The 11830-nt window shown below is 60.1% G+C and carries 11 protein-coding genes; 6 read left to right on the top strand and 5 right to left on the bottom strand.

The genetic code is table 11. The features are described from left to right. Window positions 1–4: 4 nt before the first annotated feature. Entirely contained in the window at window positions 5–583 is a 579-nt protein-coding gene (petA, locus tag EM858_RS20375; RefSeq protein ID WP_080816272.1) for a ubiquinol-cytochrome c reductase iron-sulfur subunit, read from the bottom strand. 309 nt (window positions 584–892) lie between these two features. On the opposite strand from petA, the gene EM858_RS20370 reads away from it, so the two are divergent. Further along, window positions 893–1825 carry an endonuclease/exonuclease/phosphatase family protein gene (locus tag EM858_RS20370; protein ID WP_127757799.1) on the top strand — a complete coding sequence of 311 codons (933 nt, stop codon included), beginning with the start codon at window positions 893–895 and terminating at the stop codon, window positions 1823–1825. Window positions 1826–1834: 9 nt separating this feature from the next. Here the strand turns inward: EM858_RS20370 and EM858_RS20365 are convergent, their stop codons facing one another. The 3 genes from EM858_RS20365 to EM858_RS20355 all read right to left on the bottom strand — a co-directional run bounded on the left by EM858_RS20365 (window position 1835) and on the right by EM858_RS20355 (window position 7103). Then, window positions 1835–3703 carry an ABC transporter ATP-binding protein gene (locus EM858_RS20365; RefSeq protein ID WP_127757828.1) on the bottom strand — a complete coding sequence of 623 codons (1869 nt, stop codon included), beginning with the start codon at window positions 3701–3703 and terminating at the stop codon, window positions 1835–1837. 293 nt (window positions 3704–3996) lie between these two features. Then, window positions 3997–5847 carry an ABC transporter ATP-binding protein gene (locus EM858_RS20360; RefSeq protein ID WP_065655704.1) on the bottom strand — a complete coding sequence of 617 codons (1851 nt, stop codon included), beginning with the start codon at window positions 5845–5847 and terminating at the stop codon, window positions 3997–3999. 380 nt (window positions 5848–6227) lie between these two features. After that, window positions 6228–7103: a phosphodiesterase gene (locus tag EM858_RS20355; RefSeq protein WP_127757798.1), complete on the bottom strand. Its 876-nt coding sequence runs from the start codon at window positions 7101–7103 to the stop codon at window positions 6228–6230. 246 nt (window positions 7104–7349) lie between these two features. On the opposite strand from EM858_RS20355, the gene EM858_RS20350 reads away from it, so the two are divergent. Further along, entirely contained in the window at window positions 7350–7811 is a 462-nt protein-coding gene (locus EM858_RS20350) for a tRNA (cytidine(34)-2'-O)-methyltransferase (protein ID WP_174025446.1), read from the top strand. Between the two features lie 172 nt (window positions 7812–7983). Then, on the top strand, window positions 7984–9636 hold the full coding sequence (locus EM858_RS20345) for a Na/Pi cotransporter family protein (protein ID WP_127757796.1): 1653 nt from the start codon (window positions 7984–7986) through the stop codon (window positions 9634–9636). A gap of 62 nt (window positions 9637–9698) precedes the next feature. Here the strand turns inward: EM858_RS20345 and EM858_RS20340 are convergent, their stop codons facing one another. After that, the gene (locus EM858_RS20340) at window positions 9699–9974 is read right to left on the bottom strand and encodes a hypothetical protein (RefSeq protein WP_003523094.1); all 276 of its coding nucleotides are present in this window, start codon (window positions 9972–9974) and stop codon (window positions 9699–9701) included. Window positions 9975–10103: 129 nt separating this feature from the next. Here EM858_RS20340 and hemF point away from each other — a divergent pair, with 129 nt between their 5' ends. The 3 genes from hemF (at window position 10104) to EM858_RS20325 (ending at window position 11821) form a co-directional block, all read left to right on the top strand. Beyond that, window positions 10104–11015, top strand: coding sequence for an oxygen-dependent coproporphyrinogen oxidase (gene hemF, locus EM858_RS20335; protein ID WP_127757795.1), 912 nt, complete (start codon window positions 10104–10106; stop codon window positions 11013–11015). A 123-nt stretch (window positions 11016–11138) separates the two neighbouring features. Further along, window positions 11139–11408 (top strand): hypothetical protein, encoded by a 270-nt coding sequence (locus EM858_RS20330; protein WP_127757794.1) that lies wholly within the window; start codon window positions 11139–11141, stop codon window positions 11406–11408. Window positions 11409–11635: 227 nt separating this feature from the next. Continuing rightward, window positions 11636–11821 (top strand): DUF1059 domain-containing protein, encoded by a 186-nt coding sequence (locus tag EM858_RS20325; protein ID WP_003523091.1) that lies wholly within the window; start codon window positions 11636–11638, stop codon window positions 11819–11821. Window positions 11822–11830: the final 9 nt, after the last annotated feature.

The following is an 11830-nucleotide window of genomic DNA, read 5'->3' as shown; positions in this document are numbered from 1 at the left end:
CCCCTTATCCGATCTTGATCACGGTATCGGATGTGAATGCAAATGTCGGGATGGCGAGGTTTTCCGGCGCCGGACCCTTACGTATGCGGCCCGCCGTATCGTAGTGCGAGCCATGGCAGGGACAGAACCACCCGCCGAAATCGCCGGCCTGGCCGAGCGGAACGCAACCGAGATGGGTACAGGAACCGACCATGACGATCCAGTTTTCCTTGCCCTCGCCGGCGGAGCGGTCGATATCCGTCGCCTGCGCGTCGACGGCGATGTTGGCATTGCGCGCCACGGGATCCTTCAGATCGCCGAGAGCGACGGCCTTGGCTTCCTCGATTTCCTTCTCCGTGCGGTTGCGGATGAAAATCGGCTTGCCGCGCCACTTCACGGTAAGCGACATGCCCGGCTCGACGGCCGTGACATCCACCTCGATGGAGGCGAGCGCCAGCGTCGATGCATCGGGACGCATCTGGTCGATAAAGGGCCATGCGACGGCGGCAGCACCGACAGCGCCCGCCATTCCCGTCACTAGGTAAAGAAAATCGCGACGGGTCGGTTCACCCGAAGCGTCGTGATTGGTTACGTGCTCGCTCACCGCTACACCATCCTCTGCGCTGTTTTTGCCGTAAATCGCATGAGTCCTCCCGCTATGATTTGATCCAAGACAAACTCCGTCCCATCGTCCTGGTCATTCTCGCGGCATTTGAGAAACCGCGTCATGTGTTTGATCGCAAAATATTGACTGACTTGGCAAGAGCAAAGCACACAAAGCTGCCGTAATTCTGCCGGAGGGGGCCGATTTGGCTCGCATTTTTTCGCCGTCCTTGGCAGGCGGGCAACATTGTGCGCATCCATGCACCATGTTAGGAGACTTCAAGGGAGAGCGCGGAAAGCAGGGATTCGGATGACGGCGAAGCTCTCTTGCATGGTCTCCACGGCGGTGGCTGCCGTTCTTTTCGTCGCCAGCCTGCGTTATGTGACGGATTTCTGGCTTCTCGCCTTCGTCACCAGTTTCCAGCTGCACATCGCCATCGTCTGTATCCTGCTCTCATGCCTCGTTTTCTGGCTGACGCGCGACGCGGTTTCGGCGCTCCTCGTCGTCTGGTCGCTTGCGCTCGCCATCCATGCCATTGCCATGCTTCAGGAATTTTCCACATCCGCCACCCCCGCGCCGGGCGCCAAACCCTTCCGGCTGCTCTCCTTCAACGTGCTGATGGACAATGCCGCCAATGCGGATGCAATTGCCGAGAAGATTGTCGAATCGGGTGCGGATGCGGTCTATCTCTTCGAGGCGGCGGCGCTGAAATCGGCCCTGCCGCGTCTTCAGCAAACCTATCCGCACAGGCTTGGCTGTTACACCGGAACGCCCGGATGCGATCTGGTCATCCTGTCAAAAAGACCGTTGCTGGAAGGCCGTTTCCACAGCCTCAGCGATCTTCGGCGGGACCGGTTCGCCATAGCCCATATCGATCTCGACGGCACGGAGCTGACGATCGCTGCCGGGCATATCACCAAGCCCTATTTCGACGATTATCATCGCGATCAACTCGATGAAGTGAGTGAAATTCTCTTTCGCGTCACCGGGCCTCTCATTCTGGCCGGAGATTTCAATTCGGCCAGCATCGCCCCTGACATGCGCGCTTTCCTCGCCGCCAACGATCTGAAGAAAGCGATCTTCGAACCCGCCACATGGCCGACGGAGGCCGGCCGCTTCGGCATCGCCATCGACCACATCTTCGCCCGCGAACCGGCGACGCTGATGAAAACCACCCGCCTGCCCGACAGCCTCGGTTCCAATCATTATGGCCTGATGGCGGATTTCATGATCGGGAAATAGCCAAAGGCCTTATTGCGCCGCTTCGTCCGCGGCAAGGAAACCGCCCGACTGCCGCGCCCAGAGTTCCGAATAAAGACCGCCCTGCATAACGAGATCGGAATGGCTGCCCTGTTCGACGATGCGCCCCTGATCCATCACGATCAACCGGTCGAGAGCCGCGATGGTCGACAGGCGGTGGGCGATGGCCAGCACCGTCTTGCCCTGCATCAACTCGTCCAGATTGCTCTGGATCGCCGCCTCCACCTCCGAATCGAGCGCCGACGTCGCCTCGTCTAGCACGAGGACCGGTGCGTCCTTCAGCATCACGCGGGCGATTGCGATGCGTTGGCGCTGGCCGCCGGACAATTTCACGCCGCGTTCGCCCACATGTGCGTCGAACCCCTTGCGGCCGCGCTGATCCTCGAGCCTGGCGATGAAATCATCCGCCTTGGCGCGCCGCGTCGCCTCCTGCAATTGCGCTTCGGTGGCGTCGGTGCGGCCGAACAGGATGTTGTCGCGAATGGAGCGATGCAGCAGCGACGTATCCTGTGTGACCATGCCGATATGGGCGCGCAGCGATTCCTGCGTCACCCTGGCGATATCCTGCCCGTCGATCAGGATTCGGCCTTTTTCGACATCGTAAAAACGCAGGAGCAGATTGACGAGGGTGGATTTTCCCGCCCCGGAGCGTCCGACGATGCCAACCTTCTCGCCCGCCCTGATTTCGAGATTGAGATGGTCGATGACACCGTTCGCGCGCCCGTAATGGAAGCTGACATTTTCGAAACGGATGCCCGGCTTCCTGACCTCCAACACCGTCGCCTCCGGCGCATCGACGAGACCGATCGGCTGCGAAATCAGCTCGGCGGCATTCTGCACCGTGCCGAAATTGCGCATGATGCCGTTGAACTGCGTCATCAGCCGCCCGAGCAGGAAATTGAGGCGCAGCACCAGCGCCAGCGTGAAGGCCACCGCACCGGAACTGATCTTGCCGGAAAGCCACAAATCGATGCAGAGCGCCGCCATGGAGGTAATCATCACGCCGGACAGCAGCGCCATGGAGGCGCGCACGCCGGTGATGAACCGGGTGAATGTCATGGTCGCATGCTGGAAAATGTCGAAACCCTGCCGCATGTAGCGGTCATTGGCGTCGTCGCGCCCGAACAGCCGGAGCGTCTGGATATTGCTATAGGCATCCACCATGCGGCCGGAGAGCATCGAGGCGGCTTCCGCCGTTTCTTTGGAATGGTAGCGGATGCGCGGCACGAAATAGCGCGCCAGCAGCGAGAATATGCCCACCCAGACGACGACGACGACCGCAAGCCGCCAGTCCAGCCCGCCAATCAGGAACAGCATGGAAACGGAATAAATGCCGACGAACCACACGCTTTCCATCAGCGAGGTGACGAGATCGCCCGCCGCCTGCCCGCCCGACCAGACCTTGGTGACGATGCGGCCGGAAAAATCGTTCTGGAAAAAGGTCAGCGATTGCCGCGCCACGTGCATATAGGATTGCCAGCGCACCAGATTGTAAAAACCGGGCGTGATGATCTGCTGATCAACCAGCGCCGTTACCATGGTGACGATAAAACGCACGACGCCGATAAGCACCAGCATGCCCACCAGCTCGCCGCCATGGGCCGCAAGCAGCCCCGCCCAGCCCTCTTCCGGCTTTACCGTCGAGAGAATATCCACCAGCCGCCCGACGAACCAGAACAGCGCCGCCTCGATGGCCGCGGTCAGCCCGCCGAGCACCAGCATGGCGAAAAACGGCGCCTTGGCCTGCGAGATGTAAAACCAGATAAAGGCGAACGTGCTTTCAGGCGGCCGCAAATGGTCCTTGCGGGCGAAGGGCTTTATCCAGTTCTCGAAAAACTCGAAGATGCGGGTAATAACCATGATCCGGATATAGGCGGATTCCCGGAGCGGGAACAGCCGCGAAGGCTTCGGGAAGAGATTATATTTCGGTAACATTCGGGGAATGAAAAAGGGCGGGGAATGTTCCACCGGCCTGAGACTGATGACAACCTTCCTTCACGCCGGGCGTCATCCTCGGGCCTGTCCCGAGGATCTAACCACCTGTCCAATATTCAACGGTGGCAGATGCTCGGGACAGGCCCGAGCATGACGGAGGAGAGGTTTTCAGCATTTGTTGTCAACCTGAGGGCGGGAAACCCGCCCTCCGTCTTTCCTTACTCTGCCGCCACTTCCGCCTCATGGTCGGCGATGAAGCCGCCGGACTGGCGCCGCCACAGGTCGGCATAGATACCGCCCATCGCCACCAGTTCCGCATGGCTGCCCGCCTCCACGATCCGGCCCTTGTCGAGGATGATGAGCCGGTCCATTTCCGTCAGCGTCGACAGGCGGTGGGCGATCGCGATCACCGTCTTGCCTTCCATCAGCGAGAACAGGTTTTCCTGGATCGCCGCCTCGACTTCGGAGTCGAGCGCCGAAGTCGCCTCGTCCAGCACCAGGATCGGCGCGTTCTTGAGGAAGACGCGGGCGATTGCGATACGCTGGCGCTGGCCGCCGGAGAGCTTCACGCCGCGTTCGCCCACCTGCGCATCGAGGCCCTGACGGCCATGCATGTCGACAAGGGTTTCGATGAAGTCCCAGGCATTCGCCCGCTTCGCCGCCGCGATCACCTGCTCGTCCGTGGCTTCGGGGTGACCATAAGCGATGTTATCGCGGATCGACCGGTGCAGCAGCGAGGTATCCTGCGTCACGACGCCGATCAGCTCGCGCAGGCTGTCCTGCGACACCTTGGAAATGTCCTGCCCGTCGATGGTGATCCTGCCCGCTTCCAGATCGTAGAAACGCAGAAGCAGGTTCATCAGCGTCGTCTTGCCCGCACCCGAGCGCCCGACCAGACCGACCTTTTCGCCCGGTTTGATGTCAAGCGTCAGCCCGTCGATAACGCCCTTGTTCTTGCCGTAGTGGAAACGGACATTGTCATAACGGATCGCGCCCTGCGGTGCGGCAAGCTGAGGTGCCTTCGGAACGTCGACGATATCGTGCGGCTTCGTCATCATCGACATGCCGTCATAGACCGTACCGATATTTTCGAACAGCGAGGTGACTTCCCACATGATCCACTGCGACATGCCGTTGACGCGCATGGCAAGGCTGATGGCGATGGCGACCGAACCGGCCGTGACCGAACCCTGCATCCAGAAATAAAGACCGAGCGCCGCCGTGGAAAACAGCACCAGGGCGTTGTTGAGGTCGATCAGGATGTTGAAGCCGGAAATCTTGCGCATCTGGCGGTGAACCGTGCCGAGAAACACGTTCATGCCCTCACGCGCATATCTTTCCTCGCGCCCCGCATGGGAAAACAGCTTGATCGTCGAGATGTTGGTGTAGCTGTCGACGATCCGGCCCGTCATCATCGAGCGTGCATCGGCCTGCTCCTGCGCCAGCCGGCCGAGCTTCGGCACGAAATAAGCGAGGATGGCCATATAGATACCGAGCCAGACCAGCAGCGGAATGACCAGCCGCCAGTCCGCCGCCGCGACCATGAACAACATCGAGACGACGAAGCTGATCGCATAGACGAAGACGTCGATCACCTTCAGCGCCACTTCGCGGATCGCCAGCGCCGTCTGCATCACCTTGGTGGAAACACGGCCGGCAAACTCGTTGGCGAAGAAGTTCATGGAATGGCGCAGCAGGAAACGGTGCATCTTCCAGCGCGCAATCATGCCGAAATTGCCGGCAAGCGTCTGGTGCATCGTCATGGTGTGGATCGCGCCCATCAGCGGCAGCACGAAGAGCACCAGCGCCGCCATGCCGATCAGATGCCAGCCCTCATCGGCAAAAAACGTCTCGCGATTGGCCGTGGAAAGCCAGTCGACGATATTGCCGAGGAATTTGTAGAGCATGGCTTCCGCAATCGCGATGCCCATGGACATCAGGCCGAGCAGCAGGAGCCATGGCCATGCGGGCTTCACATAATGCCACAGGAACGGCAAAAGCTTCTTTGGCGGCACGGAGGGCGCCGAAGAGGGAAAAGGATCGAGGCGTTTTTCAAACCAGCCAAACATAGGCCAAGCTCCGGCAATCAATCGCTCCATCGTGACATGGTGAGCGGACACAAATATGGCTCACGACGGAACGGAAAAGTCTTTGGACATGGCCGTGACAGCCACATGACGAATCGAAAAATGGGAAACGCGGGCGAACCGCGGAGCAACACCTAAGCCAGCAGCGGCACGACTGGGGCCGGGAGGCGAATGCGAATGTCATTTGGCATGAGAACCTCCCTTGGCTGGTGTTGAAGATATGGCCTTGTAGCGCAAAATTTAGTCAATGACCAGTCGGAAAGACACCGAATACGCGAGAAAACACGCAGGTGCCGCCCAAAGGCGAACGGGCGGAGATGACCCCGCGAGGTCTCCGCCCGTTAAACGATGCGCACGTCGCCCTATTCGGCCGCGTCCTGCGCCTCCGCGCTTTCATAGCCCGCAATCAACTCGACCATTCCGGCCTGCGTATGCCGCTTCAATTCCCGGCGATCGCTGGGCTGCGGCGCAAAGGTAACGGTCAGCCCCGTGTCCCTTATCGTGCCGATGGCGAAGGACGCACCGGACAACATGCGCACGCCCTCATGCAGCCAAAGCGGATCGGTGGCGAAATGCTGGCCGATGCCGACCACGACGGGAATGCCCTGCCAGTGCGACATGCGGTCGTAATGGATGTGGCCCGCAAGAATGCCGATGACATCATGCTCGAACAGCACCTCGTCCAGCGCCTCGGTATCCGCGAAGGAAAGCGATTCCCACTCCGCCTCCGGGCGGTCGAAATCGAGCGCCGGCGCATGGTGCATCACCAGCAGCTTCGGCAGTTCGGGGTGGCTTTCAAGTTCGTCCTCGAGCCATTCGATCTGCCCCGGCTCGAAAGCACCGCCGACCTTGCCCGGAACGCTGGTGTCCATGACAATGATGTGGATGCCGGCAATGACCTCGGCATGGTCATAGGGCTCGTCCAGATCCTCATGGCGGTCGAGCATGACCGGATAAAAACCGTCGCGGCGGTCGTGATTGCCGAGCGCGAAGAGCACCGGCATATCGAGTTCCGCTTCCGCCATCAGCCGCTTGAGTTCCTCATAGCTGCCGGCATCGCCCCTGTTGGTCAGATCGCCGCTGGCGACGATGAATTCAGGCGGCGGCACGAGCGCCTTGATCTGCGCAAGCGTCGCGGAAAGCGTGGCCGAGGTCTCGGAATAAAGATCATCGTCCTGCACCTGCGGATTGCCCACATGCAGATCGGTCAGATGGACGAAATTCACCCGTTCGGACATGATGTCCTCCTGTTGTTGCGTGCAGAAAATCCGGCTCGAAACGGCCTGTCCCGACCATTCACGATGGTCCGGGCAAACCCGACGATGCGCTGGTGAATGGGTATCCGCCCTGTATGTCACGCGAATGAACATTGAGCCGGGAACAACGCCTCAAAGGGACTTTTCACAGCATAGCTGTCGCCCGGCCCCTGCCCGTGATAATCGGACGGGCACCCCAATCGCAGTGAGACGTCCATGCCCGATACCATGCCCGAAATCAGGATCGCCCTTTACCAGCCCGATATTCCCGGCAATACCGGCACCATCCTGCGGCTGGCCGCCTGTCTCGGCCTCGGCGTCGATATCATCGAGCCGGCGGGTTTCGATATTTCCGACCGTAATCTGAAACGGGCGGGCATGGATTATATCGCGGCGGCGGCGCTGACGCGCCATGTCAGCTGGGACCGTTTCGAGGAATGGCGGGCAACCACCGGCCGCCGTCTCGTTCTCGCCTCCACCAAAGCCGCCCTGCCCTATACGAAGATCGACTACCGCAAGGATGACATCCTGCTTTTCGGCCGCGAAAGTGCGGGCGTACCGGACCATGTGCATGAAAAGGCAGAGGTGCGAATCATCATCCCCATGGTGGCGGGACAGCGCTCCATCAACGTCGCCATGTCGGCGGCGATGATCGCCGGCGAGGCTTTGCGCCAGGTGGCATGGGCATAGGCGCCATTTTTAACGCCAATTTTTCGGGCAAATACAAAATTTGACCGTTTTTACTTCAAAACTGTCGCAACCCGGCCTGTACCCGGGGCATCGAGGCTCCTATACTAATTAGCCGGACAATAAAAATCGTGCTCGCCGGAACCATCCGCCGGCGGGTGTGAGGAGACGTCGCATGCAATCCACCATTGTCATCGTCAACCTTCTCGGCGCAGTCGCGCTGCTGCTCTTCGGCCTTGCCCAGGTCAAGGATGGCGTCACCCGCGCCTTCGGCATGAAACTGCGAAGCGTGCTGGCCACCGGCACCCAGAACGGTCCGCGCTCCTTCTTTTCCGGCTTCTTCGCCACCGTCGCGCTGCAAAGTTCGACGGCGACCGCGCTTACCGTCGCCTCCTTTGCTGAACGAGACCTCATCAGGCCGCGCATGGCACAGGTGGTGCTGCTCGGCGCCAATGTCGGCACCGCCGTTACCGCATGGATCGTGGCAGCCGGGGTGGAGTGGCTGTCGCCGCTGTTGATCCTTGCGGGCATTGTTTTGAAAAAGGGCAGTTCCAACGCCCGGCAGGGCGGCGGAACGGCGCTGATCGGCATCGGCCTCATGCTTTTGTCGCTGCATCTGTTGAGCGGCGCGACAGAACCGATGCGCGCCTCGCCGGCTCTCGGCGTCTTTATCGGCCTGCTTGACGGGGCATGGCCCGTCGCGCTGATCTTTTCCGCCGTGCTCGCCTTCGTTTCGTCTTCCAGCCTTGCCGTCGTGGTGCTCATCCTGTCGCTGGCCGCCACCGGCACGCTTTCCACCGGCCTCATCATCGTGCTCATTCTCGGCGCCAATCTCGGCGGCGCCATTCCGCCGGTCATCGCCACGCTTTCCGGCCCCGCCTCGGCGCGGCGCATCACCATGGGCAACCTTCTGGTGCGCACCATTGGCTGCCTCATCGCCCTGCCGCTCGCCTCCTATGGCGCGGAGTTCCTGCAGCAATTACCGCTTTCGCCCGCAAAACTGCCGGTCGACGCCCATCTGATCTTCAACGTCATTCTGGCGGCGCTGGCCTGGCCCTTCTCCGGCCTCCTGTCCGACCTGATGGCAAGGCTGGTGCCGGGCGATCCGAAAGCCGAAGACGGCCCGAATTTCCTCGACCAGCAGGCGCTGGACATGCCGGTCGTGGCGCTTGCCAACGCCACCCGCGAAGTCTTAAGCGTCGGCGACAGCATCGAGCGGATGCTGATCCGCGCCGAAAACGCCTTCAAGCATAATGATCTCGCACCGCTTCAGGAGGTTTCCCTGCTCGAAAACAAGGTCGACCGCCGCCAGCAGGAGGTGAAGGTCTATCTGTCGCAGCTGGGACGCAAGGGGCTGTCCGATGAAGAAGCGCGCCGTTCGATCGCCATCATCGACTACGCCATCAACCTCGAACATATCGGCGACATCATCGAAAAGGGCATTTGCGAGCAGATTCGCAAGAAGGTGTTGAACAGCTTCAAATTTTCCGATGACGGTTATGAGGAATTGAAAACCCTGTTCGACATGACCATCGAAAACCTGCGCGCCGCCCAGAGCATTCTGGTAACCGGCGATTTCGAGCTGGCCCGCAGGCTGATGGAAAGCAAGGTGGATATACGCCGCCTCGAAAAACAGTCCTCCAACCGCCATCTGGAGCGGCTGCGCGACGGGCTGGCGGAAAGCATGCAGACCAGTTCGCTGCATCTCGACATGCTGCGCGACCTCAAACGCATCAACGCCCATATCGTCACGGTGGCGCATCCCATTCTGGATGAAAGTGGCGTGCTGATCGAAAGCCGCCTGCGTTATGCCGAGCCCCGCGCCTGAAAGCATTTCCGGGAAAAGCGGTTCCCGGTTTTCCGTCCGGAAATGCGAAAACGCTCTAAGTTTCAATCGGCCGAAGGAAGCCGCCGCATGGTGAATTCGATGCGGTCGCCTTCCAGTTGCCGCCAGCTTTCCACTTCCGTCCAGTAGGCCGCTTTCGGAAAGCTGTCGAACCATTCGCGCGCCTTGGCGCGGGCTTCCTCGCGTCCGAGACAGAAGGTCTGCCGCACGAACATGCCATTGCGCGTCTTGTCGTCGCCCGAGCCTTCACGCGCCTTGCGGTGATTGGCGATCCTGCGCTTCAGCCCGTCCAGGGGCGGCGGTCCGGTAAATTTCGTCATGATATTCACCTCTGGCACCTACATCGATAAAGATAGTGCCCGCATGTGAACTTGGCGAGTCGAATTTGTGCGCGGGGCCTGCACCTGCTAGACGCGACAGGGAATCGACTTCACCAAAGGAGAATACGCATGGAACGGCCAATCTTGCCGAAGGGCTTGCCCGACGACATCGAGGACAAGAAGGCCCTTGCCCAAGCCTGGTTCCAGCATCTGCGCGACACCATCGTTAACTCCTTCGAGACTCTCGAAAACGACCTGACCGGCCCTCTTTCCGACCAGGAGCCCGGCCGTTTCGTCCAGAAAGACTGGCTGCGCGACAATGGCGAGGGCGGCGGCGGCAAGATGTCGATGATGGAAGGCCGAGTCTTCGAGAAGGTCGGCGTCCACACCTCCACCGTCTATGGCGAATTCTCGCCGGAATTCCGCAAGCAGATACCGGGTGCGGAAGAAGACCCGCAGTTCTGGGCTTCGGGCATTTCGCTCATCGCCCATCCCGTCAACCCCAATGTGCCGGCGGTGCACATGAATACCCGCATGGTCGTCACCACCAGCCACTGGTTCGGCGGCGGTGCGGATCTGACGCCGGTGCTGGGACGCAGACGGACGCAGGAAGACCCGGACAGCCAGCTTTTCCATCGCGCCTTCGAAATCACCTGCAACCGCCATCCGGTTGCCGATTATCCGCGCTACAAGACGTGGTGCGACGAGTATTTCTTCCTGAAGCACCGTAACGAAGCCCGCGGCATCGGCGGCATCTTTTTCGACTGGCTGCACCCGCAGGAGGAAAATGGCGGCTGGGACGCCAATTTCGCCTTCGTGCAGGATGTCGGCCGCGCCTTCAATCTGGTCTATCCGAAAATCGTCCGGGCCAATTTCAACCAGAACTGGACGGAAGAAGATCGCGACGAGCAGCTCATCCGCCGCGGCCGCTATGTGGAATTCAACCTGCTTTACGATCGCGGCACGATCTTCGGCCTCAAGACGGGCGGTAACGTCGAATCGATTCTCTCCTCGCTGCCGCCGGTGGTGCGCTGGCCCTAAAAAACCTCACGCAAATTTGACGCTCATCAGCCAATTTGTCGCAAATAGCGCAAATTAGGACTTATGGAAAAATCAAGGCAATGATAGTCTCCTCCCCGCAGACGTACTGGAGGAGCTATCGTCATGATTACTTCGAACAGCATGCCTATCTCTGCTTCCCCCGAGGGAGCGCCACAATCCATCGATACCCCGGAATTGATCGACCGCCTGGCAGCGGAAATGCGCGCCACGGGTGATCGCGAACTGCCGCATTCCTTTTATGTCGAACAGGTAAAACGCACCCTTGCCGGACAAAAAACGGCACGGCGGGCAGCCAATGACGAAATGCCTCGTACAAAAATTCCGGCAGCCGGCACATCCTCTGTTTTCCAGTGCTGGGCGATGCCCGAATAGGGGCCTGAATAAGGTCGAACGACGCCGCTCTGGAACATAAGCGGTGAACATTCGTTTCCTGTCGGAGGGACAGCAGGCAATTGAATGCTGTCCCTCGCTCTCGCACATTCTTCCTGTCGAAAATCGATTCCGGTTTTCGACAGGAAGAATGTGCAGACTCAAGATGTTAGAGCGTCCTTTATGCGTCCGAACGGGCGCATGGCGCTCTAAAACAGGGAGGCAAGACCATGAGACTGTTTGAATGTGGAACGCTCGTGCCCGGCTGTGCCTGGCACACGCGCGCAGATGACGACGCCGAAGTTGTGCGTCGCACCGTGGAACATATGCGATCGGCGCACGGCGAAACCGTGATCCGCGAGAACATGATCGAAAATATCAAATCCCGCATTCGCGACGAGGCAAATGCGGCCTGAGCCGCAACG

The organism is Agrobacterium sp. CNPSo 2736 (assembly GCF_004005385.1).
Classification (GTDB): domain Bacteria; phylum Pseudomonadota; class Alphaproteobacteria; order Rhizobiales; family Rhizobiaceae; genus Agrobacterium; species Agrobacterium leguminum.
Note: the sequence above shows the minus strand (reverse complement) of the source record. Positions and strands in the feature narration are given on the sequence as shown.

Excerpts from the sequence above, each read along its gene's own strand:
- EM858_RS20345 (WP_127757796.1), top strand. The coding sequence starts at position 7,984 with ATGCAATCCACCATTGTCATCGTCAACCTTCTCGGCGCAGTCGCGCTG.
- EM858_RS20325 (WP_003523091.1), top strand. The coding sequence starts at position 11,636 with ATGAGACTGTTTGAATGTGGAACGCTCGTGCCCGGCTGTGCCTGGCAC.
- EM858_RS20350 (WP_174025446.1), top strand. The coding sequence starts at position 7,350 with ATGCCCGAAATCAGGATCGCCCTTTACCAGCCCGATATTCCCGGCAAT.
- EM858_RS20370 (WP_127757799.1), top strand. The coding sequence starts at position 893 with ATGACGGCGAAGCTCTCTTGCATGGTCTCCACGGCGGTGGCTGCCGTT.
- EM858_RS20355 (WP_127757798.1), bottom strand. The coding sequence starts at position 7,103 with ATGTCCGAACGGGTGAATTTCGTCCATCTGACCGATCTGCATGTGGGC.
- EM858_RS20360 (WP_065655704.1), bottom strand. The coding sequence starts at position 5,847 with ATGTTTGGCTGGTTTGAAAAACGCCTCGATCCTTTTCCCTCTTCGGCG.
- hemF (WP_127757795.1), top strand. The coding sequence starts at position 10,104 with ATGGAACGGCCAATCTTGCCGAAGGGCTTGCCCGACGACATCGAGGAC.
- EM858_RS20340 (WP_003523094.1), bottom strand. The coding sequence starts at position 9,974 with ATGACGAAATTTACCGGACCGCCGCCCCTGGACGGGCTGAAGCGCAGG.
- EM858_RS20365 (WP_127757828.1), bottom strand. The coding sequence starts at position 3,703 with ATGGTTATTACCCGCATCTTCGAGTTTTTCGAGAACTGGATAAAGCCC.
- EM858_RS20330 (WP_127757794.1), top strand. The coding sequence starts at position 11,139 with ATGATTACTTCGAACAGCATGCCTATCTCTGCTTCCCCCGAGGGAGCG.